The sequence below is a fragment of the Erysipelothrix sp. strain 2 (EsS2-7-Brazil) genome (assembly GCF_016617655.1).
Taxonomy (GTDB): Bacteria; Bacillota_I; Bacilli_A; order Erysipelotrichales; family Erysipelotrichaceae; genus Erysipelothrix; species Erysipelothrix piscisicarius.
Window position 1 is genome coordinate 62,216 of the sequence record NZ_SCFT01000006.1, and the last position, 25,461, is coordinate 87,676.

Annotated in this window: 26 protein-coding genes; 20 read left to right on the forward strand and 6 right to left on the reverse strand. The window is 37.8% G+C overall.

Going from position 1 to position 25,461, the window contains the following annotated elements; translation table 11 throughout:
- The first annotated feature begins 1 nt into the window (after position 1).
- On the forward strand, positions 2–445 hold the full coding sequence (locus EPJ90_RS04255; RefSeq protein WP_161636633.1) for a MarR family winged helix-turn-helix transcriptional regulator: 444 nt from the start codon (positions 2–4) through the stop codon (positions 443–445).
- Between the two features lie 46 nt (positions 446–491).
- On the opposite strand, the gene EPJ90_RS04260 is transcribed toward EPJ90_RS04255, so the two are convergent.
- Positions 492–1,331 carry a phosphotransferase gene (locus EPJ90_RS04260; protein WP_200542709.1) on the reverse strand — a complete coding sequence of 280 codons (840 nt, stop codon included), beginning with the start codon at positions 1,329–1,331 and terminating at the stop codon, positions 492–494.
- A gap of 51 nt (positions 1,332–1,382) precedes the next feature.
- Between EPJ90_RS04260 and rdgB the strand changes: the two genes are divergently transcribed.
- From rdgB to metK, 7 genes are all read left to right on the forward strand, one after another.
- Entirely contained in the window at positions 1,383–1,961 is a 579-nt protein-coding gene (gene rdgB / locus EPJ90_RS04265) for an RdgB/HAM1 family non-canonical purine NTP pyrophosphatase (protein ID WP_161636631.1), read from the forward strand.
- 2 nt (positions 1,962–1,963) lie between these two features.
- Positions 1,964–2,683, forward strand: a complete 720-nt coding sequence (locus EPJ90_RS04270) for a TIGR01906 family membrane protein (protein WP_161636630.1) — start codon at positions 1,964–1,966, stop codon at positions 2,681–2,683.
- Positions 2,634–3,152: a tRNA (cytidine(34)-2'-O)-methyltransferase gene (locus EPJ90_RS04275; RefSeq protein WP_125164684.1), complete on the forward strand. Its 519-nt coding sequence runs from the start codon at positions 2,634–2,636 to the stop codon at positions 3,150–3,152. The genes EPJ90_RS04270 and EPJ90_RS04275 overlap by 50 nt, the downstream gene beginning before the upstream one ends.
- Positions 3,153–3,230: 78 nt before the next feature.
- Positions 3,231–3,371, forward strand: coding sequence for a hypothetical protein (locus EPJ90_RS04280; RefSeq protein WP_003773197.1), 141 nt, complete (start codon positions 3,231–3,233; stop codon positions 3,369–3,371).
- Between the two features lie 12 nt (positions 3,372–3,383).
- On the forward strand, positions 3,384–3,821 hold the full coding sequence (locus EPJ90_RS04285) for a RidA family protein (RefSeq protein WP_125164683.1): 438 nt from the start codon (positions 3,384–3,386) through the stop codon (positions 3,819–3,821).
- Positions 3,822–3,986: 165 nt separating this feature from the next.
- A complete protein-coding gene (locus EPJ90_RS04290) occupies positions 3,987–4,865 on the forward strand; it encodes a YitT family protein (protein WP_228410300.1) in 879 nt (292 codons plus the stop codon).
- Between the two features lie 268 nt (positions 4,866–5,133).
- The gene (metK, locus tag EPJ90_RS04295; RefSeq protein ID WP_125164682.1) at positions 5,134–6,228 is read left to right on the forward strand and encodes a methionine adenosyltransferase; all 1,095 of its coding nucleotides are present in this window, start codon (positions 5,134–5,136) and stop codon (positions 6,226–6,228) included.
- On the opposite strand, the gene EPJ90_RS04300 is transcribed toward metK, so the two are convergent.
- Positions 6,218–7,285, reverse strand: a complete 1,068-nt coding sequence (locus tag EPJ90_RS04300) for a tRNA(Met) cytidine acetate ligase (RefSeq protein WP_200542710.1) — start codon at positions 7,283–7,285, stop codon at positions 6,218–6,220. The genes metK and EPJ90_RS04300 overlap by 11 nt on opposite strands.
- A gap of 98 nt (positions 7,286–7,383) precedes the next feature.
- On the opposite strand from EPJ90_RS04300, the gene trmB reads away from it, so the two are divergent.
- The 10 genes from trmB to EPJ90_RS04350 all read left to right on the forward strand — a co-directional run bounded on the left by trmB (position 7,384) and on the right by EPJ90_RS04350 (position 19,620).
- Entirely contained in the window at positions 7,384–8,016 is a 633-nt protein-coding gene (gene trmB / locus EPJ90_RS04305; RefSeq protein ID WP_161636628.1) for a tRNA (guanosine(46)-N7)-methyltransferase TrmB, read from the forward strand.
- The gene (locus EPJ90_RS04310) at positions 8,016–9,080 is read left to right on the forward strand and encodes a M42 family metallopeptidase (RefSeq protein WP_200542711.1); all 1,065 of its coding nucleotides are present in this window, start codon (positions 8,016–8,018) and stop codon (positions 9,078–9,080) included. Before trmB ends, EPJ90_RS04310 begins: the two co-directional genes overlap by 1 nt.
- Positions 9,067–9,771, forward strand: a complete 705-nt coding sequence (locus EPJ90_RS04315) for a hypothetical protein (protein ID WP_125164678.1) — start codon at positions 9,067–9,069, stop codon at positions 9,769–9,771. Before EPJ90_RS04310 ends, EPJ90_RS04315 begins: the two co-directional genes overlap by 14 nt.
- A 23-nt stretch (positions 9,772–9,794) precedes the next feature.
- Positions 9,795–10,430 (forward strand): hypothetical protein, encoded by a 636-nt coding sequence (locus EPJ90_RS04320; RefSeq protein WP_161636626.1) that lies wholly within the window; start codon positions 9,795–9,797, stop codon positions 10,428–10,430.
- Positions 10,414–11,739, forward strand: a complete 1,326-nt coding sequence (murC, locus tag EPJ90_RS04325) for a UDP-N-acetylmuramate--L-alanine ligase (protein WP_125164676.1) — start codon at positions 10,414–10,416, stop codon at positions 11,737–11,739. Before EPJ90_RS04320 ends, murC begins: the two co-directional genes overlap by 17 nt.
- Positions 11,740–11,784: 45 nt before the next feature.
- A complete protein-coding gene (locus tag EPJ90_RS04330) occupies positions 11,785–12,201 on the forward strand; it encodes a hypothetical protein (protein WP_125164675.1) in 417 nt (138 codons plus the stop codon).
- Positions 12,194–13,075, forward strand: coding sequence for a hypothetical protein (locus tag EPJ90_RS04335; RefSeq protein WP_161636625.1), 882 nt, complete (start codon positions 12,194–12,196; stop codon positions 13,073–13,075). Before EPJ90_RS04330 ends, EPJ90_RS04335 begins: the two co-directional genes overlap by 8 nt.
- Entirely contained in the window at positions 13,072–14,067 is a 996-nt protein-coding gene (locus EPJ90_RS04340; RefSeq protein WP_125164673.1) for a LacI family DNA-binding transcriptional regulator, read from the forward strand. Before EPJ90_RS04335 ends, EPJ90_RS04340 begins: the two co-directional genes overlap by 4 nt.
- 128 nt (positions 14,068–14,195) lie before the next feature.
- On the forward strand, positions 14,196–18,854 hold the full coding sequence (locus EPJ90_RS04345; protein WP_161636624.1) for an endo-beta-N-acetylglucosaminidase: 4,659 nt from the start codon (positions 14,196–14,198) through the stop codon (positions 18,852–18,854).
- A gap of 259 nt (positions 18,855–19,113) precedes the next feature.
- Positions 19,114–19,620: an NUDIX domain-containing protein gene (locus EPJ90_RS04350; RefSeq protein WP_161636623.1), complete on the forward strand. Its 507-nt coding sequence runs from the start codon at positions 19,114–19,116 to the stop codon at positions 19,618–19,620.
- Here EPJ90_RS04350 and EPJ90_RS04355 read toward each other — a convergent pair.
- Genes EPJ90_RS04355 through def form a run of 4 tightly spaced genes read right to left on the reverse strand, consistent with a single transcriptional unit; the run spans position 19,583 to position 23,389 of the window.
- Positions 19,583–20,107: a class I SAM-dependent methyltransferase gene (locus EPJ90_RS04355; protein ID WP_125164671.1), complete on the reverse strand. Its 525-nt coding sequence runs from the start codon at positions 20,105–20,107 to the stop codon at positions 19,583–19,585. The two genes, EPJ90_RS04350 and EPJ90_RS04355, sit on opposite strands and share 38 nt — an antisense overlap.
- A 20-nt stretch (positions 20,108–20,127) precedes the next feature.
- Positions 20,128–20,946 carry a metallophosphoesterase gene (locus EPJ90_RS04360; RefSeq protein ID WP_161636622.1) on the reverse strand — a complete coding sequence of 273 codons (819 nt, stop codon included), beginning with the start codon at positions 20,944–20,946 and terminating at the stop codon, positions 20,128–20,130.
- Positions 20,943–22,808 (reverse strand): ribonuclease J1, encoded by a 1,866-nt coding sequence (gene rnjA, locus EPJ90_RS04365; RefSeq protein WP_161636621.1) that lies wholly within the window; start codon positions 22,806–22,808, stop codon positions 20,943–20,945. Before rnjA ends, EPJ90_RS04360 begins: the two co-directional genes overlap by 4 nt.
- Before the next feature lie 8 nt (positions 22,809–22,816).
- Entirely contained in the window at positions 22,817–23,389 is a 573-nt protein-coding gene (gene def / locus EPJ90_RS04370; RefSeq protein ID WP_200542712.1) for a peptide deformylase, read from the reverse strand.
- A 175-nt stretch (positions 23,390–23,564) separates the two neighbouring features.
- Here def and EPJ90_RS04375 point away from each other — a divergent pair, with 175 nt between their 5' ends.
- On the forward strand, positions 23,565–24,821 hold the full coding sequence (locus tag EPJ90_RS04375; protein ID WP_161636619.1) for an FtsW/RodA/SpoVE family cell cycle protein: 1,257 nt from the start codon (positions 23,565–23,567) through the stop codon (positions 24,819–24,821).
- The gene (rsmD, locus tag EPJ90_RS04380; RefSeq protein WP_161636618.1) at positions 24,821–25,366 is read left to right on the forward strand and encodes a 16S rRNA (guanine(966)-N(2))-methyltransferase RsmD; all 546 of its coding nucleotides are present in this window, start codon (positions 24,821–24,823) and stop codon (positions 25,364–25,366) included. The genes EPJ90_RS04375 and rsmD overlap by 1 nt, the downstream gene beginning before the upstream one ends.
- Positions 25,367–25,461 lie beyond the last annotated feature (95 nt).

Here is a 25,461-nt window from a genome sequence, read left to right on the forward strand (position 1 = left end):
CATGAGAGATGATGCTGGTAAAGTAATTAATGAATTATTGGTGGATATTTTTAATCAAATTTTAATATTAGAAGAACGATATCATCGTGTTCATGGTGTTCGATTATCTATGACGGAAATTCATGCACTTGAAAGCATTCAAAAAAGCAAATCGAAAATGATGCGGGATGTTGCGGAGGCGCTTCGAATAACACAGGGCACTTTAACAACAACAATCAATCGATTAAGTCAGAAAGGCTATGTTCTTCGTGAACAAGATGAGAACGACCGACGTGTTTATCGACTCCGTTTGACGGATAAAGGTGAAGCGGTTATGGAAATTCATAATCAATTTCATGAAGCGATGTCTGACCGACTGCTACTTCATCTACAAGATAAAGAAGAACTCATCGATTCCATTGCGGAAATTAATGAATTCTTTAAAGAGTTATATGAAATTAATTAGATCCTTCGGGATCTTTTTTATTATCAATAAAAACAACACACACCTTTTAAACGTTGGCGTGTGCTGTTTTTTGATATGCTTCACAGAGCCGCTGATACTTTAAATCAGCAATTTCTTGATAGATGGGTTGCTGATGAGACTCAAACATCATTTGCCCCCAAGCGCACCATAACGCGTTATGAGCGACTTCAAAGACATCAAGCTTATGTTGTAGTGCTGCATCGGGTAAAGAACCAAAGTAGGCTATATAAAAGCGATTTCGGGTCTCGTGATCGATAATGTCATTTTCTGTGATAAAGGACATCACATCTGAACAGGGATCGTTATCCATAGCATACTCATAATCAATAAGATAATCGTGCGTATCTGTAAATAAAAAATTACCAGGAACGAGATCATTGTGACATAAAATCGGATCATCATGAGTATAGTGGTCTGCTTGATTCATTAGATTCTCAACAAAATCTAGATGATAATAGGGATTTTGAATACGGCTACAATATAATTCAAAATGCGCTTTGATACTGAAGATTTTTGCAGACTTAAGATGACGTTTATGGAGTGAAGCCATAAGCTTTGCGGCACGTTCAAGATATTCAATCGAGAAAGTTTGTGCGCCATGAACATAATCGGCACATTTAATTCCTGTTTTGGGATCGAAATACCACAAATGCGGTTCCAGTTCAGTCGTTTTTAAAAGATTAAGAACAGACGCTTCATGGTGATAGTCAAACAAGCCTTGGTTTTCAGGTTTTGGCATTCTTAAAACCACATCATAGTGTTTGGTTTTTACGTGGTAGTTATCATTCGTAAGCCCAGTCTCGATGTGTTCTATCTGAAGGGGTGCTTCATTTAAAATCTGTACAATGGTTTTTTGAATTTTCATAGTGTAATTATAGCATAAGTGTTATAATTTCATAAGACTTGGAGGTATTCTATGGAACTATTAATTGCAAGCCATAATGAAGGAAAGATTCGAGAGTTTCGCGAACTTTTAGAACCTTTAGGCTATTCTGTACTTAGTGCAAAGGATTATGGCATTTCAATGGATGCTGTAATTGAAAATCAGGAAACATTTCGAGGCAATGCCCGTCTTAAATCAAAATATTTATCTGAACAAACGGGCCTAACAGTAATTTCAGATGATTCAGGCTTAGTGATTGATGCGCTGCCTGATATTCTTGGTGTGAAATCAGCACGTTTTATGGGTGAGGATACATCTTATGAATTAAAAAATAATGAAATACTAAAACGTCTTGAAGGTGTAGAAAATCGCAGTGCTCATTTTCATTGTGCGATATCCTTGTATGGCCCTGAATGTGATGAGATTTTTGAAGGTGTTGTTGAGGGGGTCATCGGTGCGATTCAAAATGATGGTACAGGATTTGGTTATGATCCGATTTTCTATCCGGAAGGCTCAGATCAATCGTTTGGTACAATGTCACGCGCTGATAAGAACAACATATCGCATCGTGGTCGTGCAGTTCAATTACTCTTGAATTATTTAAGGGGGTAATCATGAAGCGAAAATGTTACGGATTCGCTGTGATGATTTTTGTTATTTGTATGATGATTACAGCAATTGATTTGTTGTCTTTTAACAGAAGGATGTATGAAACATTTTATAAACGTGATCAAACAGCACAAAAAATTGGAATTACTGAAACTGAATTGGAAGATGTTACGGTGCAACTGTTAAATTATCTAAAAGATCGCGAACCGAGCTTGTCCCAGACGGTTGTCATTAACGGAGAAACGGTTCCTATGTTTAATGAACGTGAACAAGAGCATATGAAAGATGTAAAGGTTTTATATCAAAAAGCGATGTTGTTTCGTAATTTAGGGATGATTTTTGTGGCAATGATGATAGTGGTAAGTTTGGGTTCAGGTGATTATCTTGATCTCGTTCTTAATCGTGATGTCCTCGGCTCATCATTAATGATTTTATTGATGATTTTGGGAACGATAGGAATGATTGCGATTTTGGATTTTGATACGTTCTGGCTTACTTTCCACAATATTGTCTTTAGTAATGATTTATGGCTTTTAAATCCTCGAGTGGACCGATTAATACTTTTGGTTCCCGAACCTTTTTTTATGGGGCTTGTTTATCAGATTCTTGCTGCCACAGCAGCGCTGTTTGCCCTTATGGGCGGTGCCTATTTTGGCTTAGATTGGAAGGTTAAATATGATTCACGTCGTGCTTTACGAACCGGAGATTCCTCAGAACACCGGTAATATTATGAGAACATGTGTAGCAAGCGGTGCTGCACTTCATCTAATTGAACCACTCGGGTTTATCTTAGATGAGAAACGCGTTAAACGAAGTGTAATGGATTACTCGGATGACTTAGTCTTAACACGTCATATGGATTGGGAAAGTTTTTTAGAGACAGTGAACGGTCCCGTGTTTTATCTTACTCGTTATGGCGAATATACTCACAGCGACTTTGACTATGCGGCTCTTGAAGAAACAGATATTTATCTTGTTTTTGGAAAGGAGAGTACGGGGATTCCTAAATCAATTCTAAAAGAAAACTATGACCATTGTTTTCGAATTCCCATGGCTCCCAATGCGCGCAGTATGAATCTTTCAAATACAGTAGCGATTTGTGTATTTGAGGTATTACGTCAAGTCGGATACCCAGAATTAGCGACGCATGAGGTATTAAAAGGAAAAGACTTTTTAAAAGATTTTAATGAATAAAGAACAAAACATGCATGGTGCGGATTCGTTGAATTCAAAAAACCATTAAACTATAATATAAGAAATGAGGTGACAAAGATGATTGAAGATTTAAATGGGTTTTTGAGTTTAGGAAGCCTTCTAATTATCGTCGTTGGTGCGATTGTGGGTTACTTCAAATTAAATAAACGCTTTAAGAAAGATGAAGAAATCGACGAGTACTATCGCGATTTATTGTAGGAGGCATACATCATGGTTCGAAAACAAATCCGTCCCGAATCCGGTCCGAAATCTGTAGGTCCGTATTCAATGGGATTACTGATTGATCAGACGCTTTATGTTTCAGGTCAGTTACCCATTGATGCGGAAGCGAATGTTGTTGCGGAAGATATTGTGAAACAAACAATTCAAACAATTGAAAACATGGAACATATTTTGGAAGCCAGCGGTTTAAGTTTAAGTGATGTCGTGAAAACGACCGTTTATCTTACCGATTTTGAAGATTTTGATAAGATGAACCAAATGTATGCAATTTACTTTTCATATCCTTATCCAGCGCGAAGCTGTGTTGAAGTCTCACGTTTGCCTAAAAATGCCAAGATTTCGATTGATTGTGTAGCAATAGCGCGTGATGATTTGGAATTTGAAGAAGATGAAGATGAAGGATGTGAAGGATGTTGTTGTGATTAGACGACAACCTCTTTTTTTATATCTGCTTGCGATTGTGCGTGTATTCACATAGTTTTTATCATGGATTTTCAAAAATAGGGATTGATTGATTGGGTTTTTATAAAAATGTGGTATTATCAATTTAGAGTTAAGAAGGGATGTACTCAAAGTACAGTTATGATAAATATGGAAAATTTAAGGTTAATTAAACCCAAACATATCGTTGGAATTGTTGTTGGTGCGTTGTTTTCAGCGCTGGCAATTAAGACCTTTGTTCGTCCCGGGAATTTAATTCCCGCTGGAGCTGGTGGATTAACAATCTTATTACTGAAAGAGAGCAGTCGATTATTTGGAATAGAATTGTCTTATGGAATTATGTTCTTCCTCATTAATGCTATTGTGTTGATGTTTGTATGGAAAAAACTCGGTCGTCGTTTCCTTGCATTATCTTTTTTACACGTAGGATTAGTGTCGTTATTTGTTGAATTATTACCTACAGTTTCCGTTTTGCCTAATGTCGATCCGAACGATCAATTGATCCTCCTGGCAATTTTTGGAGGGGTCATGAATGGGGTTGGATCGTCATTTGCCTTAAAAGTAGGTGGTTCTGCAGGGGGTACGGATTTTGTCGCAATCTATTATTCCATGGTTAAAAATAAGCCAATGTGGGATAAGATTATGTATTTCAATATTACGTTACTGATTTATTCAGGCTTTGTTTATGGTTGGATGCTTGCGTTGTATTCAATTATTTATCAATTTGTATCGACACAGGTTATTGATCATTATCATGATCGCTATAAGTTGTCGAGTTTACACATTATTACCGATATCCCTACGGAAGTATCGGAGGCGGTAATGGCTGTTACACGTCATGGGATTACCAAAATTGATGGTATTGGGATGTTTAAACAAAAATACAAAGCAGTTCTTTATATTGTTGTGAATCAGTTTGAACTTGCATGCATCATTGATGCGATTACGCATACAGATCCAAAGGCGTTTATTGAGATTTCATCTGTAGAACGTATTGAAGGAAATTATCGTCAGAAACCTCTGGAATAGGCATTTATGCTTATTCCTTTTTATATTTGTTGATGGGTCTTGCATAAGTACCGATAAATTGCATGATTTTCATTGCATTTTGGGATCAATTAGTTTAAGATATAGGCACGATTATCAAGAGTTGAGGTAGAGAGTTAGCTCATTAACCTCATACCAACCTGCTAGTGCAAGGTGGTACAGCTAACAACGATAAGAAGCTATAGATGTATTTCTGAGCCTTAGTGTTGTTGCTAGGACTTTTTTTTATGTCGTTAGAAAAGAGGCTAGTATGAATTTAGTATATTTTACATCAGAGAGTGTTACGGATGGTCATCCGGACAAGATGTGTGATCAAATTGCCGATGCAATTTTAGATCAAGCATTAAAACAAGATTCCAATTCTAAAATGGCAGTAGAAGCGACCATTAAAGATAATTTTGTTTTAATTTATGGGGAGGCGAATACAAAAGCAGTGATTGATTATGCACAGGTTGCGAAAGATGTCATTGCAGATATTGGTTATCCTGAAGATTATGAAGTCATGGTAAAGGTTAATAAACAGTCATCTCAAATTAATAACGCGGTTGTTTCCCAAGAAAATGTGGGAGCCGGAGACCAAGGAATTATGTTTGGATTTGCATGTAATGAAACCGAAAACTATATGCCCCTTCCGATTCATTTGGCACATGCTTTATCAAAACGTTTAAGTGATGCGAAATCAGAAATTGATTGGCTTTATCCGGATGGAAAAACACAAGTTACAGTGGCATATGAAGGGAATGAACCGAAGTTTGTGCATACTGTTTTAGTGAGTGCATCTCATCGTGCAGGCATTGATCACGAAACCATCGAGAACACCATTATGGAGTCTGTAATCAAACCTGTTATTGATTCAAAATGGATTACTGAAGAAACACGTTTTATTGTGAATCCAAGTGGTGAATTTAGTATTGCGGGTCCTTTTAGTGATAGTGGTACAACAGGTCGTAAGATTGTCGTGGATAGCTATGGTGGGTTTGGTCGTATCGGTGGTGGCTGCTTTAGTTCAAAAGATCCATCCAAAGTGGATCGCTCAGCCGCTTACTTCTCACGTTATGTCGCTAAGAGTGTGGTTGCGGCAGGGCTTTGTGATAAAATTGAATTGCAATTAAGTTATGCCATTGGTTTATCTGATCCTTTATCGATTCATATTGATACATTTGGAACGCATAAACGTCCTGAATCAGAGATTTTGGACATAATAAAAGCCAACTTTGATTTTAAAGTCGGCAATATTATTTCGGAACTTGATTTATTACGTCCAATCTATCGTAATACCGCTAATTTCGGTCATTTTGGTCGCGATGGGTTCCCATGGGAAGTCATTAAACCCCTTAAGTTTTAATAATTATTTCGGAGACTTCTTGTTTAAGAAGTCTTTTTTGTGTCGCTATATCTTTGGGTAAGGTGTAGACTTCGGTGGCACGCAGTTCAAGATCTTTGAACTGATAATGTTTAAACTGGGTTGTGTAGGGAATCTCTTCATCGGATAATTGACGTAAGTAAGCTTTACCACGTGAATTCATCCCTAAGACCCGCACTTGTTTTAAGGGACGTTCAAGATCCTTGGAATAATTTAAAAGGATATTCATCAAGGTTCGTTGGATCCGTGATCGTGTATAACGTTTTGAGGTGCATGTATCAATTAAATCGGATAGGGGTAAGTGTCGATGTTTGATAAATAGATTTTGAATGCCTTCCGATACGAGTGAATTTTGACTGAGTGTCTCTGATGATTGTACCGAAAGCAAATAACGTATGTATGGTTCATATTCTTCGAGTCGATAGGTGGTTAAGGCATTAAGATTTAAGGGTGTTGTATGGCTTACCGATGTGCCTTCGTGATGGGCCTTTCGGATTGCTGAGGCACTTGCGATATTAGCGGTGATTGAAAGATCATGGTAGGTGTTGGTACGCTGAATGGTAAGGGGTGTAATGCCATACTTTTGACATGCTTGTACATAGTAAACCCCTAAAATATCATTGGCTTGGTGGTTTGATGTGTTTGCGGCATGTGCAAAGGAGTGACCTTGTTCAAGCAAACGTTTATCAAACTGTGGTTCTGCTGGTAAAATATTTGTTTCTGAACCGAATACGAGTGATTGAATTTGTACATGATTTAAGATTTCAACCGCTTTTGACGCAAAAACATCAGCACTTTGAAGTGTATAAAGTGTGGGTAACTCTAAAACGAGATCAACGCCTGCATCCAGTGCGGCTTCGGTACGAACCCACTTATCCAAATATGCTGGTTCACCACGTTGCACAAAATTGGGAGACATAACCGCAATTAAAACATCACTATTCGTGATTTCGCGTGTCTTTTTAATATGGTAAACATGACCATTATGTAAGGGATTATACTCAACTATAATCCCCGTTGCAGTGAGTTTCTTTTTCATATTTGTATTTTATCACATATTCATGAAAATAATGTAAAAAACGAGGTAAGAAGTCTTGAAGCATGGTACAATGTACATATTAAAATGAGGATGATTGCATGAGATTACGTAAAAAAGAGTGGAGCTCAGAAGTCTTTGAAACTTTTGCAGACTACACAGTAACAGAATTTGAAACAATTAAAGGAAATTGGAAGGAAGCACTCGGTAGTGAATTGCTTCATTTAGAGATTGGTTCGGGGAAAGGCGATTACTGGCATCAGTTATCGGCCCTTTATCCAGATCGTGGTATTGTTGCGATGGAGCGTGATTTTACGGCTTCTTCGATTGCATTGAAAAAATTAGAAAACAATCCTGGAGATCATAAGAAGTTTATTTATGGTGACGCCGAGAATCTGAATGATATGTTTGCGCCCGGTGAAGTGGATGTGGTTCATTTAAACTTTAGTGATCCATGGCCGAAGAAGCGTCATACAAAACGTCGTTTGACGTATAAGGATAAATTGGATGAATATTATTCAGTCTTATCGGAAAACGGCGAGATTTGGATGAAAACAGACAATGTGGGTCTTTTTAACTATTCACTTGTGAGTGTTGGCCAACATAAGTTTGAACTTGTGGAGGTGGATGTTGATTTTAGAAGTCATGAACATGAAGATCCATTTACTGAATATGAACGTAAGTTCCACGAAATGGGACAACCGATTTTTAGAGCGATTTGGAGGAAAAAATAATGTTGAATGAAAAACAATTAAATTGGTTTGAGACCTTAACACAACTTGATGGAGTGAGTGGTCATGAACATCAAGTAGCTCAATATTTATTTAACGAATATTCAAACTATACGGATGAAATTCTCCGTGACAACTTAGGAAGTATTCTTGCGGTACGTCGAAGTAAGAAAAAAAATGCACCCAAAGTCTTGGTTTTAGGTCATATGGATGAGGTTGGATTTTTAGTTCGAGAAGTTACTGAGACCGGTGTATTAAAGATTCATCCTGTTGGCGGTTGGTTTAGTCAAGTGCTTTTAGGTCATCGTGTACGCGTGACAACACGTCATGGTGAGGTTTATAATGGTGCGATTGGTGCTACACCGCCTCATATGCTTTCAGCTGAGGATCGTTTAAAACCAATTCAAATTCCTCAAATGACTGTGGATGTTGGGGCTACAACACCTGAAGAAATACATGCGATGGGTATTCAAGTTGGTGATATGGTTGTGGTTGATGGTGAATTCAATGTATTAAACAAAGGGAAACGTCTTTTGTCCAAGGCATTTGATAATCGTTATGGATGTGTAATGGGCTTGGATTTACTTGAAGCATTAAAAGACCAAGAATTGGATTATGACCTCTATGTTGGATGTAGTGTTCAAGAAGAAGTTGGGTTGCGTGGTGCACAGACGGTCGCAAACCTTGTGAAACCCGACCTTGCCATTATTCTTGATTGCTCGCCTGCAAATGATGCTTTAGATTCAAAAGCTATCGGGAAACTGGGTGGTGGTGTCTTGGTTCGTGTAATGGATGGTAATATGATTGCGACAAAAGATTTGATCTATAAATTTGTGGATATTTGTAAAGAACATGATATTAAGCACCAATATTACTTTTCACCAGGTGGGACGGATGCAGGGGCTGTACACAAATCAAATTCAGGGGTTAAAACGTTAACATGTTGCTTATGTGCACGTAATATTCATACATCCAGTTCAATTTTGGATACGGATGATTATTTAGCGGCACGTGAAGCGTTATTACACTTTATTGATAAGAAGACATGGGGTGATGTCATTGCGTAAGTTAATGACTGCATTGGTACTGTTACTTCTTGTAAGTGGTTGTACACCAGCAGCGGTAAATTATGATGACCTTGTTAAGAGTGCATTAAGTCGACCAATGCCTGAGGCGACAAATCATAATAAAAAATACTATCGTTATTATTTATTGCCTGATGTGGGGATTAAACAATCAACACAGATTTCAACGCTTTATGAAATTGATCGTAAACCCATCATGCTTGATTTGGATGTTGCGAATATTGTAGCGAAACGATATACCGAAATTTCAGAAAATACTGAGGGAAAAGAAAAAGGCGATCAAAAAGAAGATTCTAAAATTCAATTTTCCTCCTTAATCAAAGAAGAAGCGGTGTCCTACCGGACAACGGGGACTTATGTAGACGGTTCAGATAAGGAACAACATTTTATCTTTAGCATCGTTGATCTCGAAAAAAACAAAGCTGTAGTCTTAGAGAATGGTCAAGTTGATATGATGGCAATTGTGAATGATGCCAATATGGATATGATTGTGCAATCAATGTTTACGACAATGCGAAGCATTACCGTAAATGAAGATTTAGTAGTCCAAGATTTCTCAAAGAAAGATATTATTACATATCATGAGCGATATGAAGAATTCTTTGAGCATGCGATACCAGAATCTGGAGCAATCTCGGATATAATTGATAAGACAGCTCCAAAAACGGAGTAGGATAGAAAGGTAGAGGTAATATCATGTTTCGTCGTTTAGCATCAGTTTTATTTAAAGAAGAAGAAATTGTTATTGAAGAAGAAATTTCTGATCATGTTGGTGAAGTGGAAATTCCTGAGTTGAAACCAATTCTTCCCAAAGAAAAGAAAATTGTAGAAAAGCCCAAAATCGTAACAGAACATGTTGATATAACAGAAACTGTTATACGTGAAAAGCCTATTACTGATATGACTCCTGACGAGGTAGCGAATACAACCAGTGAGTTAAACCGTAAATCACGCATGATTACGGCTGATGATGACCTTGCAAAACGTAAGATGGAGCGCGCTAAAGCAGCACGCACATCCGAATTGGAAGTCAAAAAATTTGAATACCAACGAAAAGATATTATCAGTCCTATGTACGGAGGCCCTTCACAACCTTCAGAGCCATTGGATATTCCCAAAAAGAAGTATCCATCAAAGCATGTGCCTGTTGCGGAAGTTATTAGTCCAATGTATGGAAAAGTTCAAGAAGAGTCAAAAGCAGAAACACGTAAAATTGATGAATCCCTTATGGATTTACGTGTTGATGATATTATTTCAAATGAAGGAAAAGGAGAAACCGTTCAAGTTTCTCTGTATGATTATTTAGAAGGAATTGATGAGCATGAAGAATAAACCAATTTATTTTATTGGTATTAAAGGGACAGGTATGGCAGCATTAGCACGTATCTGTTACAAAATGGGATATGAAGTGATGGGGTCTGATATTGATCGTCATTTCTTTACAGAGGATGCACTCAGAGCGTTAAACATCCCAATCGTTCCATTCAGTAAAGACAATATTAAAGATAATACAGTCGTTATTATTGGTAATGCCTTTTTAGATGATCATGAAGAGGTTCAAGCTGCGAAAGCCAATCCAACTGTGGAGACGTATCGTTATCATGAATATCTGGGTAAGATTATGGATTCTTATCGTACCATTGCGGTAAGTGGATCCCATGGTAAAACAACGACAACGACACTTTTACGTGATATGTTGAGTTATTCCAAAGAAACTGGATATCTTATCGGTGATGGACGCGGAGATTTGCAGCGTGATGATGAATACTTTGCGGTAGAAGCATGTGAGTTTCGTCGTCATTTCTTAGCCTATAAACCTAAGATTGCGATTATGACAAATTTCGAGATTGATCATGTGGACTATTTTAAATCGGTTGATGATTATTTATCAGCGTTTAAGGAGTTTGCTCAGAATGTGGAATCGTTAATCATTGTCTGGGGTGATGATCCACATTACCAAGACCTAACATTCGATGTGGAAACGTGGTCTTATGGTTTTGGTGAAGGCAATAAAATTCGTGCAACCGAACTTGAGAAAACAACCACTCACAGCATTTTTAATGTTGAGGTGGATGGTAAGCATGTTCACCGATTTACCCTTCCAATTGTAGGCGATCATATGATTTTGGATGCACTTGCAGTGATTGCAGTGGGGCTTTATGAAGGCATTGAACCCAGCGATATTGAAGCAGGTCTTCAAACCTTTACCGGTGCGAAACGCCGATTTGTCATCGAAACGGGTAAAGAGAATGTCTATATTGACGACTATGCGCATCACCCAACTGAAGTTCGTGTAACACTTGAAGCAGCACGAACACGTTATCCGGATCGTAAAATTGTTGGTATTTTTAAACCACATCGTGTAGGACGTGTGTATTATTTCGCAGATGAGTTTGCGGAAGCGCTAAGCCTTGCGGATGAGGTGTGTTTATGTCCATTCACAAGTATCGATGATGCGGAAGAAGGAATTGATATTGATATTACATACCTTCAAGATCGCATAGAAGGCAGTCATGTTGTTGATTTAAATGATCAAGATTTGGACCTGCTTGAATCCTTTGGACCAGCAGTTTATGTGTTTATGAGTTCCAAAGATATTTATGATTTAAAAGATGCATTGAAAATACGTTTCAACGATTGAAAACTTTTTCATATACAGTTATAATGACATTAGAGAGGTGATAGAATGGATGCATTAATTCAGAATTTACGTGAAGTATCAATCTTAATTGCACCAATTGTGGGTGTAGTTTGTTTAATTATATTGGCAATGATTTTGTATCGTGTTTATGTTGTTGTGAGGGATTTGCCGAAAACAATTGACCGTGTAAACGGTGTTATTGACTCGACACAAAGTTCAGTGGATCAACTTCAAGCACCTTTAAATACATTAAATAATGTCACAAATACAGTGGATTTAGTCAATCAATCAGCCGTTAGTGCTGTCAGCTCGGTCGCAAGTTATGGGGCCAAGCATTCGGATACCATTGTAAATTGGACAAAAGATTTCTTCGATAAACGTCGAAATGGCCGAAACCCAGAGAATTCGGATGTTCAAAAAGCTGGAGATGAAAAAGAGGAGGATTTTGGAATTTATGAGTAAATATGATGAAATTTTAAATGAACTTGTTTATCAAATTGATGATGTTGTTTATAACTTTTATAGTGAAAGTAATGAAATTATTGCCGCTAAAAATGGTCAAGAACGTCTTTTAACGTTTAGAGATAAAACATTAAATACCATTAATGATATGAATGTCCGTTCATTGGAAATTATTGCAAGCTTTAAGGATAGTCAACTTATTCAAGAACGCGCAGAACATTTACTTGTTAAGAATAAAGATATTGTGGATTCCGCATTAGAAGTGCTTCGTGCAGCTCCAGAACGCAATGAATTCTTTGATGATCTTGGTAATCTTGCGTCGGGTATTTTTGAATCCGCAAAGACTACATTTCAAAAAGTTGAAGAATCTGAAACGTTTGACCGCTTAAAAGTAGGGGCACTATCGGGTTTAAAGAAAATGCAAAAAGGATTGGATGATCTTTCAAAACATCCAAGTGTTGTTAAAAGCACTGATATTGTAAAAGAAAAAACAAAAGAGGCTGTTGATGCTGGCGCTCAAATTGTCAAAGATACCACAAAAAACGTTACGGATTGGGTATCTGAACAAGAATTAAAGGCTAAGGCTGAAAAAGTCTCAAAAGAAGTTCATGCAGGCGCTGAAACCGTTAAAGTTAAAGTTCAAGATGGTGCAGAAAAAGTTGCTGATTTTGTTGAAGAAACCGTTGAAACAAAAGCTCAAGAATTTGAAGAAGACGCATTTAGTTTCCTGGATACGTTAGAAGAAGAACTGGATCAAGTATCTAAAGATGCTGAATCCATGATTGAATCTTCAAATATTGTGGAAGCGGCAGAAAAACAAGTTCGTGAACTCGATAAAAAATTAGATGAAGTAAAAGAGGATGAAGAAGTATGAAACGTGTAACGATTTATGATGTAGCGAAAGAAGCAGGGGTATCACTCGCTACTGTATCACGTGTAATCAATGGTCTCGAAATTGTTCGTGAAGAGACACGTGTTAAAGTAGAAACTGCAATTGATAAATTAGGATACAAACCAAATGCTATTGCCCAAGGCCTTGCTTTACAAAAAACTACGACGATTGCGTTACTCGTACCTGAAGCAAGTTTTGGCTATACCGGTCAAATCATCAATGGTTTGATTGATGTCGCAAAAATTTATAAATATAATATTATGCTTCACACAATGACCGAAGGTATTGTGGATATTAAAGATGTTATTGATGATATCATTAAATCTCGTGTGGATGGTGTAATTATCTATAATGATAAACTTATGGAAAATGAATTGGCTGAATTGAATAAATATCAATTCCCAATCGTAATTATTGGAAATAAAATGTCTGATAAACAAATTTCATCTGTTTATGTTGATATTGAAAAGGCAGTTTATGAACTGACAATGCAAAAGATGCAAATGGATCCTAAAAATCGTGTTGCGGTAATTCAAGACCGTAAAAATGATTTTACTACAAACCAAATGGTTTCTGGGGTACAACGTGCATATAAAGAATTAGGCATCGATGATGACGGATATATTGAAATTCCTGTAGAATATCGACGTTCCTATGACTATTTCTTAGACCATATTGAATCCATGGATTACAATTTCTTAATTGCAAACCGTGATTCTCAAGCGATCTCCGCAATGAATGCAGCGCATGAGCGTAATATGAATATTCCTGAAGATTTAGAAATTGTATGCTTAATTGATACGAAATACAACTCAATGGTGCGTCCTCGTTTATCAAGTTTCGCAATTCCATCGTATGATCTTGGTGCCGTAGCAATGCGTGTTCTTACCAAGATGCTCAATGAAGATGAGGTTGAAGATAAAGAGATCGAACTCAGTTATCTTTACACACCACGTCAATCAACCAAAAACTAAAAGACCCTAAGGTCTTTTTTTTATACCCAAAAACATATGATTTGTGACTTGTTCAGAACTTCGATTCAAAATACCATAGTAGTGTAAGCGTTTTCCGGAAACGTATGCACACTTGAAAGGGGATATTTATGAAAAGAAATTCTAGATTTAAGTCTTATCTCAAGACAACACTTGTGGTTGTCACCAGTTTTTCGTTACTATTACCTTTTTTTGTAATGCCATCTCACGCACTTGTAACGGGGGATGGAACGGATGAGGTGAATGAAGCATATCACCAGGGTCTATCGCTTCAACCGTTATCACCTGCATTTCGACTTGAAACATTGATGAAATGGAGTCCAGAAACAGATCCTGATGCTGCATTAAATCGATCAACCATACCGTTAAATACCAATCGTTTTAAAGGGCATCAAATTAATGATCTTGCGCATCCCGATGCAAAGATCACGAATGCGGCAATCATTAATGCAAATCATGACAGCTCACCATCAACGGGCGGTAGTGATTTTAATATTTACGCATTTGATAACTGGCAGTACATTGATTCCCTTATATACTGGGCGGGTACGGATGAAGGAATTTTTGCGTTGCCTTCACCAGATATCGTTGATGCGGCGCATAAAAATGGGGTACCGGTTTATGCTACGTTAGGATTTCCTTGGGGAAGTGGTCAACCCGACTCCCTAAAAGAACTTGAAGCCATGGTCCAACAAAATCCTGACGGTTCATTTCCAGCAGCTGATAAGATGATTGAGATTGCTCAATATTTTGGCTTTGATGGCTATTTCTTTAACCAAGAGACGTATGGTTCCAACCAGCGTGTAGCAAATCAATTGAATGCAATGTTGCGTTATATGCGTCAAAAATCAAGAGATATGGGTTACCCAATAAATATCTCGTGGTATGATGCTATGGCAAATAATGGGAACGTGAGTCATCAAAATGCCATCAATCAATATAATGATTTATGGATGAAACCGGTTGATCACGATAATGACTTTGGTGTTGATGAATTCTTTATTAACTATAACTGGCAAGGTCGTGTGCAAGGAACTTCAGACTACTTAAAATCAATCGGTCGTGATCCTTTTGCGGCCTATACCGGTTTTGAAATCCAACAACGTTCACATAAAACAAATATTGATGCACGGACTTTAATTGGTACGGATAAACGTATTTTATCATCCATTGCATTGTATGCATCCAACTCAACCATGGGGCTTGCGAAAGATCCTGAAGATTTCCATAACCAAGAAAACATCTTATATACAGGTCCACAAGGCGATCCAACTTTAGCGGATGATTCCCAAAATTGGAAGGGGATGTCACGTTATGTAGTGGATAAATCTGTAATTACCGGAACTGAATTCCAAACAAGTTTTAATTCCGGTCACGGACGTAAATGGTTTGCAGATGGTGTTTTAGCCCGTGAAGGCGCATGGCATAATCGCGCAATTCAAGATATTATGCCAACATGGCGATTCTGGGTTAAAGATCTCAAAGAAGGTGCGCCACGTGCCGCCATTGCTTACGATTTTGATGATGCGTATAATGGCGGCAATTCTTTAAAAATAGAAGGTGATTTTAAAGCAGGGGACGCCAATGAAGTGATGTTATATAGTACCAAATTAAATGTAACCGATACGACAAAAATTGATATCGTTACCAAAACAACTCCGAATACATCATTAAAATTAGGGGTATCTTTTGATGAAAACTATAAAGACCATAATGCAACACATTTTACGCTTGCATCCGATGAAAACGGATGGGTACGCCATACGATTGACTTAGCGGATTATAGTGGTTCTGTTATGTATGCATTAAGTTTAAACGTTGGAGCTAATCAAACGGGACCGATTAAAGTGAATCTCGGTCAAATTCAGGTCTATACAAACACCGCACCGCTTCTAGCAGGTCCATCCAATATTGTTGTTACAGAACAATTACTTTCGGATGCACGTATGGGCCAATTTAGAGCGACATGGGACACGGTAGAGGGTGCCAAGTACTATGAAGTCTATCAAGTTAATAATGACGGTGTAGCCGTATTATTAGGAACCAGTACAAATAACCATTTCTATGCGGATAAGATCACCCGAAGTGATGCGAATGCATTTGAAGACAATCATACAACCATTCAAATTAAAACAGTTAATAAAGAGGGGTATCGTGGTGAACCAAGTGTAGGTCGTTTTGATTGGGGTGTCGATTTAAACCGAAGTGAAGTGGTTGAGATGGAAGTTCCGGTCAATGTAGCATTAAATGCGGAAGTTACTGGTGTCAGTCACCAAAACGATGCGGAACCAGCGTCAAAAGCATTGGATGGAACCGCACAAGGAAACAGTAAATGGGCATCATCACCTAAGAGCAGCGGTTATATGGATATTAAACTTGATGCTGCACGCACGATTAAACGTTGGCGTGTTGAACATGCTGAGTATGGCGGTGAAGCGAAAGACATGAATACGATTAACTTCTCGCTACATTATAAAAATGAACAGGGAAATTGGGTCCTCGCAAAAGAAATACGAAACAATCGTGAAGCGGTGACGGATGTCTTGTTGGATCAACCGATTACGGCTCAGGAATGGAAATTAAAAATCGACTTAGCGGGATCATCGCCATGGCAAGCCGTTCGAATTTATGAATGGCAGATGTTTGAAACAGATTCTTTCCCAAAACCGAATAATCTACTGCTTAGTCAAGTAGAAGCAAAACCACAATCAAATGGGATTGGATCCTTAACATTTAAACATGTTCCTGAAAAAACAACGATTCATCTCTACCGCAAACTTGAGGATACAAAACCGGTTCAATCTATTCGAAATGAGAAAAAAGGAACGGTTGCACTTAAAGAATTTAATTTTAAGGAATACGATGGTTTAATTTATTACACCATTCAACCCGATTTTTCAGAGGAAAGTTTTAAAAACAGTATTGCCTTTGAAATTCCAACTGAAACCAAGGCCTTGACCTCAATTCACATTACAAGTGATGTAGGGGAAGCTGTGACAGTACCGTTTATGATTAAAAATAGTGTTGGTGAAACGGTATTTGAGGGGATAAGTGGTGCAGATCATCTACAAACGGAATTGCTACTGGGACAATACACACTGACACTCAAATCATTACCGAAAGGATATCCGGATAATGTCCGTGAGTATGCTTTTGATGTGAAAGGTGATGTGGCTCTTGATGAAGTCCTTATCACACTGGTTCAATCGAAATCATATCAAGCACTGGTTACACAGCTCAAAGCATATCAAGCGCTTGATCGTAAAATCTATACTGAAGCATCCCTTCAGCTTGTGGATGCCGTGATCAATGAAGCACAATCACTGATTGATCAAGAAAGTAGCCAAGAAAACGATTATCAAATGATGGTTACCACGTTGACTGATGCAATTAAACAACTCGAAAAAATTCAAAATATTGAGTATGTGAAACTTCAAGAACGTCTGCATGAAATCGAAGCGATGAATCGAAGTGTCTATACGGAAGACTCTTTAGCTAAACTTGATGCAGTCTACGAAGAAGCTAAAGCGTTGGTTTCAGGTAATGAAGGAACCGAAAAAGACTATGAGTCAATGCATGAACGACTCCATGAAGCACTGGAACAGCTCGTGTTAAAATTAGACACAAAAGCACTTGATGCTCTCATTGAAGAAGCGGCATCCATTGATATCAAGCTTTACACAGACGCGAGCATCGCAACACTTAAAGATGTGCTGGAACATGTTAAAGCATCACGAAATGATGTAGACAGTCAAGAGGCGATAGATTCATTGGTACAAACGCTACAGGAGGCCATGGGTGGCTTAAAACGTATCCGCAATACAGAATACCTCGAGGAATTGATTCAAGAAGCGGATGCAGTTGATCTAAATCTCTATACAGAATCCAGCCTCATTCGTCTTCATGATGCACATAAACACGCGCGTACGATTGCGGCATTAGAATTATCAACGCAACAAGATATTGACGATGCAGCTGAAAACTTAAAACACGCCTTGTCACTGCTTGAGCGAATTGATAACCCTCAAGATTGGGAAGCCGTTGATGAACTCATGGAAGTCCTTGATGAACTTGAGTCAAACCGTTATGACGCGTCATCCTTTAAAGCACTACATGAATCCATTGATACTGTGAAAGCAATGCGTGGGAACCATGATCTCCCCCAAGATGAGATTGATGCACTTGTGGATAAACTTCAAGATGCAATCTTAAACTTAAAACCAATTAAGCTTGATGAAGCATTGATTCAGCGATTGGAACAACAAATCGAAGAGGCGCGCAATCTTGATGAATCAAAGTATACTGAAGCAAGTTTCTCAAAATTTGAAAATGCACTTCAAGAGGCAAAGGCAGTCTTGAATCGAATTCAAGGGCGTCAATTTAGAAGCATTGCAATACCCAAACCTGTTTCACCAGAAGAGTTGAATCAGGCGGTGGAAAATCTCGAAAATGCAAGGAATTCACTTGAACTGAAAGATGTAGTGGTAGAACCTCAAGAACCAGAGGAAAAACTAGAGGAAAAACCAGAGGAAAAACCAGAGGAAAAACCAGAGGAAAAACCAGAAGAAAAGCCAGAAGAAAAGCCAGAAGCGAAACCGGAGCAAGACACAAACCAAGTGGACTCCGTAGATGGCACTTCCAAACTGGAAAATAATGAAGTCACCGCGACTTCGACACTTCCTAAAACAGGAGTTTCAAATGTTAACCTTTACAATGGCATTATTCTATTAGGGTTGGGAATTGCATTAAAACGACGTCATAATGATTAATTGAAGAGAGGGGAAACCCTCTTTTCGATACGTTACTCGATACTTGTTACTTTGTTATCAAAGTAAATCTTAATAAAAATTTAATTTTTGGTTATATCCTTGACAATAAATGACCAAGAGCGTATTATTGTACATGGTCAGTGATGACCGGTTGAACACCAAATATTCTTTACCCCCCCACCCAAGATATTTGTGTGATTCAACAACTTCATTGAAAGGCGCAGCGTGCGTCTTTTTTTCTATTACAAGGAGGTTTCAAATGATCGTTAAATATCTCGAGGATGATCAATTTAAAGAGGCTAATATCTGTCATGTTCGTAATACCGTTCGTTGTTTTGTCATGAATGAATTGGGACAGTGTGCGATGATTTTGATTAAAGGCCAGGATTTATTTGGTAAACGAAATCACTACGAATCACCCGGTGGTGGCATTGAAGTTGGTGAGTCGATGGTTCAAGCGGTTCATCGCGAAATTCATGAGGAACTGGGATATGAAGTTGATTCAATTTCATATCTCGCAAGTATTGTGGACGTCTATAATTTATTAAATCGCACAACGGTGCATAATTATTTTGTCTGTTACATTACAAAAAAGACGCATTCAGCTCGAACGCGTCTTGAAGAACAGTTATTTGACGATGTTATTTGGTGTTTCCCTGAAATGTGGCTTGAAACACTCAATCAGCCTCAAGAAGGGGTTAATGAGCTGGTTCATGCACGAGAGCGGGTTATGATGCGTTATTTCTTAGATCAACAAGAAATGTAATGGGACTAAGCGGTGTTTCATATTCTAAGGTCTCATAAGGCAAGTGGGTTGAGACGATATAATCACGAACAGCCACATACTCTTCATAACCGCCTTCATGTTTTAAATAACAAGCGATAACTAAAAAATCAGTCAGCAAAGGTATAATAATTTTGAGGGAAGCGACCGTCGTATGTGATGTTGTGATGATCGACTTATCGCTTCGAGGCAAGTATCCAAGATTGTAGATAGCACCTGTAAAGGGTGCTTTTTCTTTGAAATTGACACGACTGTGATCGGAATGAATATAGGTTATATTCGTGGATCCTTGATTCAGTTTTTTTGCACTTTCGATCGCTTCTTCTTGAATATCAATTGCATATACATGACCTGCTTGTGACGCAAGAAATTGTGTATCATAGCCATTACCACAGGTCATATCAACAACAACAGCGTCATTGTTGAGGAATTGTTGCATCCATTTATGAGATTGTTCTTTATGATTCATAATACCTCCAAAAAAAAGCCCTATGCTTCTGGGCTTTTTAAAATAACAATCATTACATCAGGATTTGATAAAAGGCGCATTTCAGGTTCTTTTAAACCAATTCCTGAAGAGATGATGAGGGTTGTCTCATCAACCGTTTGACGTTTATTAATATAATCTGAGGACTCGGTAATCGATCCAATGAGTGGTAAACGAATGTAACCACCCATGGTTTTTCCAGAGAGCATCAGATCGACTTCAGTATCATCAAACTCTTTAACATTATCCGGATTATTGGCAATGGTAATGTTGAAGATGTCTTCGGATGTTGAAGGGTAAGGGAACTCAGTTTCTTTGTTGATGTCATTGTTTGCATCGATTCCAACGAGTTGAATCGATTCATTAGTAAAGTTATGAACATCAATTTTAGTATTTGAAATAAGTTTGAATCCACTTTTCGTTAACACAGCCTGTGTTACTTCGTTTGCTTTACGGATATCATTTTCACCCAATACCGCATACTTACCAAGTTTCGCATTCAACTTACTTAGTTTTTCAATCATTTCAGTTTGTTCTTTTTCTGATGGTGCTGCTTTAAATAGATTACCACCAAAAATAATCATATCTGGCTTAAACGAATCAAGTTCTTTTAAGGCCTTATCGAGATTATCATCATGACTGTACACATCGGATAAAAATCCAATCGAAAGATTGTTAAAGGATGCAGGAATGCGTGTTGATTCCACCATTTCAATACGCAACTTAACACGCTGGGGTGCAAAATGTGTCATTTCTAAATAGATTAGAGATGACGTAATTGCGATTAACCCCAGTAAAACCGCTAACTTTTTTTTACTCATGCTTTACGCGGTTGTTGAGGTTTTGGTGATTTTGGTGATTTTGGTTTTTTAGCATCCTTTTGTTGTTTCGGTTCGTGATTGGGTTTGTTGTTATTTTTTTTCTGTTTTTTTACAGGTTTCGCTTCTTGAGTCGTGTTTTCTTTTTTTGATTCACCTTTAACCGGTGCCATTGCTGTTTTTTGATTTAAGATTACAGGAATAACAAGTGGGTTACGTTGTGTATGTTTGTATAAGAATGGCTCAAGCGAACCACGGATTGTGTTTTTGATTTCCCCGAAGGTAACTTTTTTTGTCATGCGTTTTTTTAACGCTTCATAGACAACAAGCTCAGCTTCTTTGAGTAATGTTTGATTTTCTTTAATAAATACAAATCCACGTGTCACAATCGTTGGTTTACATAAAATTTTATTTTGACGTGAATCGATGGTAACAACGACTGAAACAAGACCACTGTCGGATAAAATCTTACGATCTTTAAGAACAGCTGTGGATAAACCGCTGGAATCATTGCCATCAACATAAATATCGTCTGCTTGAATTCGTGTATCGCTCATAAACGCAACACCGTCACGAAGGGCAACGACATCACCATTTGAACAAATAAAGATGTTATCTGGATCAACACCCGTTTCGATTGCTGTTTGACGGTGTGCTTTTAGCATCTTGTATTCACCGTGCATTGGCATAAAGAATTTTGGTTTGATTAATTGAAGCATCAGTGTTTGTTCTTCTTTTGAAGCATGACCTGTTGTATGAATTGAATTTAGAGGTGAGTTCGTGAGAACATTTGCCCCTGCACGTGTCAATTGGTTTACAACATGGGAAACACTGGTAGCATTTCCAGGAATTGGGCTTGAAGAAAATACAACAGTATCGCCAGGCATAATGCTGATTTGACGGTGTGTTCCATTCGCAATACGGCTTAGAGCAGCGAGTGGTTCACCTTGGCTTCCTGTACAAATAATACAGGCTTGGTCTGCAGGTAATTTGTTTAATTGATGCGCATTAACGAAATGTTTATCAGCAGCATCGATATGTCCAAGTTTACGAGCAATATTTACAACGTTATCCATGGAACGACCAAAGATTGCAATTTTGCGGCCATCCGCAATAGCTGCTTCAATAATTTGTTGAACGCGATAAACATTTGAGGCAAACGTTGCGATAATGATGCGTCCTTCCGTTTTATTGAAAATGCGTTTAATTTCGCGACCAACTTCTTTTTCACTGATGGAAAATCCGCTAACTTCCGCATTAGTTGAGTCACTCATCAATAAGGTCACACCAATCTCGCCCATATATGACATGATTTGGTAATCAGGATTATTTCCAACCGGTGTTAAATCAAATTTGAAATCTCCAGTTGAAACAATACGACCATTTGGCGTATTTACAAGAACACCAAGAGCATCTGGGATTGAGTGAACGACATTAAAGAATCCAATAACAAAATGTTTTGTTTTAATGGTAGATTTTGAATCAATTTCTTGAATCTTATGTTTTGTTCTTATTTTACGTTCTTCAAGCTTGCGCTCAATTTGTGCTTTCGCAAATTGAGGTGCATAGATTTGAGGAACATTAACTTTTTGGAGTAAGAAAGGAATTCCACCGATGTGGTCTTCATGGCCGTGTGTAATCACAAGCGCTTTGACTTTCTTTTGATTGCGAATTAAGTGAGCATAGTCTTGAATGACATAATCAACACCTAATAAGTTTTCTTCGGGGAACATTACCCCACAGTCAATAATGATAATTTCATCATCATGTTCAATACAGTACATATTTTTACCGACTTCGCCCAAGCCACCTAAAGCATAGACTAGGGTATCGGTTTTTCTTAATTTCATATTTTTTTCGTCCATATAATCTCCTATTCTATGATTTTAAGTCCTTTTTCAGCCATCCATGGGTCCTTTGAATCAATGTGATCGTAAAAGAGCACACCATTTAAATGATCAATTTCATGTTGTAAAACAATTGCTAAGATGTCTTTTGCGACAATCTCAATACGTTGGTCTGTAATCATATCGTACGCTAAAACTTTGATGCGTTGACTACGACGTACGAGGCCAGGATAATCTTTCCGAATGGATAAGCACCCTTCACCATAACTGAGCGCACATTGTTTTACTGAGTGAGAAACAATCTTAGGATTCACTAAGGCATATTCAACGGTTTTGACATTGCCATGCTTATCTTCAAAATCAACAACAAGGGCTGTCATTTGTTTCGCAACACCAATTTGAGGTGCGGCAATGCCATTTGCTGGTTGCAAATTATACTTTTCAGCAAGTTCAGGATCCCTTGAATCACGAACATATTGCAACATGTTTTCAAGTGTATTACGGTCTTCTTCCGACAAAGGAAAAGACACCGGTTCGCATTTTTGACGCAGAACTGGGTTTGGATCTAGGACAATTGTGTCCATATTTATATCGTGCATTTAAAATTCCTCTATTCCATGATAAAAATAAATAATATACACTACATATATTATAATATTTAAGTATGAATTATATGTGGGTCTATTCAAACTCTTTAAGCATAGTTTATCGTATTTTTACTCTTTTTGAAAGGCTTTCGCTTATTTTTCATTATATCTATGATAGAATAAAGCCATGAAGAAAAGAAAAATATCACTTAAAATGCCAATGGGCTATAACCGCCCAATTCATGCAGCAGCGTTAATATTAAATATCTTTGGGGTCCTTATGGTTATCTCCGGAAGTATGACATCAGGAAGTACAGCCAAGTCATTAGTCTTAGTCGGAGTTAAGGAGCTTGTTTTTGTAATTGTATCCTATATTATGATGGTTATGGTTGCGCGGCGATTTTCGCTTAATTATTTTCGAAAGAATTACGCCAAAATATTACTCTTAATGGTGGGTCTTTTGGGGATTACGCTCGTTTTCCCGGCCATTAATGGTGCAAAAGCTTGGATTAATCTTAAAATTATGACCATTCAGCCCAGTGAGTTTGCAAAGATTTTCGGAATTTTAACCATTGCGACGTTTCTCGCAGATCGAAATAAACGGACGAAGGCAAGCACATTTGATTTAGTAAAGAAGCCGTTCTTTATTATTCTTGCGATTTTCCTTTTTGTTGTGAAAGCACAGCATGACCTTGGGTCGGCGGTTGTTATTCTTGGAATTGCTTATATCTGTGTATTAATTCCATCTCATGATAAACTAACGCGATTACAAAAGTGGATGTTCATCCTAGCAGGTGTGGGAATTGTTGGACTGATCTTTTTAGATTCCTCATTTGGTATTAGTCTTATTGAGAAATTAAATATCCCACCTTATATGATTGGTCGTTTTAAAACGTCCTCAAATCCATTCTTGGACCGCTATGGTAGTGGCTACCAAATCTTTAATGGAATGGTTGCAATGTTTAAAGGTGGCATGTTTGGGATGGGTTATGGAAATAGTCTAATCAAATATGGGTATCTTCCTGAAGCGCATACTGACTTTATTCTCGCTGTCACAATCGAAGAATTAGGCATGATTGGATTCTCAATTATTGTAATTGGATATGGTACGATGTTGTATCAACTCGTTAAGTATTCGTTCAAAGTGAAACAAGAATCGGATAAAGTTATCTTAATGGGTACTGTTGCTTATATTATGATTCACTTTATCTTTAATATCGGAGGTATTACCGCGTTGATTCCGTTAACTGGAGTACCACTTCTGTTTATCTCTAAAGGGGGATCCAGTCGTATGGCGATTATGTTGGCGATCGGGTTAACACAAAATGTCATTTCACGTTATGAAATGGGAATTATTAATATCAAACGTAAAGATCAATTACGCATAAAACAAGAAGAAATGAAACGCAAAGAGAATTTGAAACGCTTAACAGAGGTAGTGTAATGAGAGTTGTAGCAGGAACATTTGGTTCGCGACCAATTAAGACGTTAAAAGGAGATACAACGCGCCCGACGACCGATAAAGTTCGCGCAGCAATCTTTAATCGGATTGGGCCATTTTTTAATGAAGGAAAAATGTTAGATGTCTTTGGGGGATCGGGAGCTATGGCTCTTGAATCAATCAGTCGAGGCATCGAACATGCAGTTGTTTTTGAGAAAGATGTGCGTGCTTATAACGTTATTCGAGATAACATCAAAACTTTTGATCTTGAAGGATGTGTCCAACTTAAAAAAGGCGACTCAATGAAATTATTGGAGACGGTATCTGGATCTTTCGAGTTTGTTTTCCTTGACCCTCCATATCGATACGAACATACCCTTGAAATTATCAAAATCATTATTAAGCGTAATTTGGTTGCAGAGGATGGCTTAATAATTTGTGAGACGGATAAGAACTATGATTTGCCGGATGTGATTGACGGGTTTTATCTAGACTGCGTTAAGGATTATGGTATAAGTAAAGTACGATACTACAAAAAGGACAATTAGGTCCTTTTTTATTTTTTAGCACTTAAAGGTTGACAGTGCTAAACTCGTGGTGTAGAATAATACTAGACACAAAGAATAGAGTGTTTAGGAGGCGA

What these genes read in the sequence shown, in the direction of transcription:
- EPJ90_RS04255 (WP_161636633.1), top strand. Translation starts at nt 2, where the DNA reads ATGAGAGATGATGCTGGTAAAGTAATTAATGAATTATTGGTGGATATT.
- EPJ90_RS04260 (WP_200542709.1), bottom strand. Translation starts at nt 1,331, where the DNA reads ATGAAAATTCAAAAAACCATTGTACAGATTTTAAATGAAGCACCCCTT.
- rdgB (WP_161636631.1), top strand. Translation starts at nt 1,383, where the DNA reads ATGGAACTATTAATTGCAAGCCATAATGAAGGAAAGATTCGAGAGTTT.
- EPJ90_RS04270 (WP_161636630.1), top strand. Translation starts at nt 1,964, where the DNA reads ATGAAGCGAAAATGTTACGGATTCGCTGTGATGATTTTTGTTATTTGT.
- EPJ90_RS04275 (WP_125164684.1), top strand. Translation starts at nt 2,634, where the DNA reads ATGATTCACGTCGTGCTTTACGAACCGGAGATTCCTCAGAACACCGGT.
- EPJ90_RS04280 (WP_003773197.1), top strand. Translation starts at nt 3,231, where the DNA reads ATGATTGAAGATTTAAATGGGTTTTTGAGTTTAGGAAGCCTTCTAATT.
- EPJ90_RS04285 (WP_125164683.1), top strand. Translation starts at nt 3,384, where the DNA reads ATGGTTCGAAAACAAATCCGTCCCGAATCCGGTCCGAAATCTGTAGGT.
- EPJ90_RS04290 (WP_228410300.1), top strand. Translation starts at nt 3,987, where the DNA reads ATGGAAAATTTAAGGTTAATTAAACCCAAACATATCGTTGGAATTGTT.
- metK (WP_125164682.1), top strand. Translation starts at nt 5,134, where the DNA reads ATGAATTTAGTATATTTTACATCAGAGAGTGTTACGGATGGTCATCCG.
- EPJ90_RS04300 (WP_200542710.1), bottom strand. Translation starts at nt 7,285, where the DNA reads ATGAAAAAGAAACTCACTGCAACGGGGATTATAGTTGAGTATAATCCC.
- trmB (WP_161636628.1), top strand. Translation starts at nt 7,384, where the DNA reads ATGAGATTACGTAAAAAAGAGTGGAGCTCAGAAGTCTTTGAAACTTTT.
- EPJ90_RS04310 (WP_200542711.1), top strand. Translation starts at nt 8,016, where the DNA reads ATGTTGAATGAAAAACAATTAAATTGGTTTGAGACCTTAACACAACTT.
- EPJ90_RS04315 (WP_125164678.1), top strand. Translation starts at nt 9,067, where the DNA reads ATGTCATTGCGTAAGTTAATGACTGCATTGGTACTGTTACTTCTTGTA.
- EPJ90_RS04320 (WP_161636626.1), top strand. Translation starts at nt 9,795, where the DNA reads ATGTTTCGTCGTTTAGCATCAGTTTTATTTAAAGAAGAAGAAATTGTT.
- murC (WP_125164676.1), top strand. Translation starts at nt 10,414, where the DNA reads ATGAGCATGAAGAATAAACCAATTTATTTTATTGGTATTAAAGGGACA.
- EPJ90_RS04330 (WP_125164675.1), top strand. Translation starts at nt 11,785, where the DNA reads ATGGATGCATTAATTCAGAATTTACGTGAAGTATCAATCTTAATTGCA.
- EPJ90_RS04335 (WP_161636625.1), top strand. Translation starts at nt 12,194, where the DNA reads ATGAGTAAATATGATGAAATTTTAAATGAACTTGTTTATCAAATTGAT.
- EPJ90_RS04340 (WP_125164673.1), top strand. Translation starts at nt 13,072, where the DNA reads ATGAAACGTGTAACGATTTATGATGTAGCGAAAGAAGCAGGGGTATCA.
- EPJ90_RS04345 (WP_161636624.1), top strand. Translation starts at nt 14,196, where the DNA reads ATGAAAAGAAATTCTAGATTTAAGTCTTATCTCAAGACAACACTTGTG.
- EPJ90_RS04350 (WP_161636623.1), top strand. Translation starts at nt 19,114, where the DNA reads ATGATCGTTAAATATCTCGAGGATGATCAATTTAAAGAGGCTAATATC.
- EPJ90_RS04355 (WP_125164671.1), bottom strand. Translation starts at nt 20,107, where the DNA reads ATGAATCATAAAGAACAATCTCATAAATGGATGCAACAATTCCTCAAC.
- EPJ90_RS04360 (WP_161636622.1), bottom strand. Translation starts at nt 20,946, where the DNA reads ATGAGTAAAAAAAAGTTAGCGGTTTTACTGGGGTTAATCGCAATTACG.
- rnjA (WP_161636621.1), bottom strand. Translation starts at nt 22,808, where the DNA reads ATGGACGAAAAAAATATGAAATTAAGAAAAACCGATACCCTAGTCTAT.
- def (WP_200542712.1), bottom strand. Translation starts at nt 23,389, where the DNA reads ATGCACGATATAAATATGGACACAATTGTCCTAGATCCAAACCCAGTT.
- EPJ90_RS04375 (WP_161636619.1), top strand. Translation starts at nt 23,565, where the DNA reads ATGAAGAAAAGAAAAATATCACTTAAAATGCCAATGGGCTATAACCGC.
- rsmD (WP_161636618.1), top strand. Translation starts at nt 24,821, where the DNA reads ATGAGAGTTGTAGCAGGAACATTTGGTTCGCGACCAATTAAGACGTTA.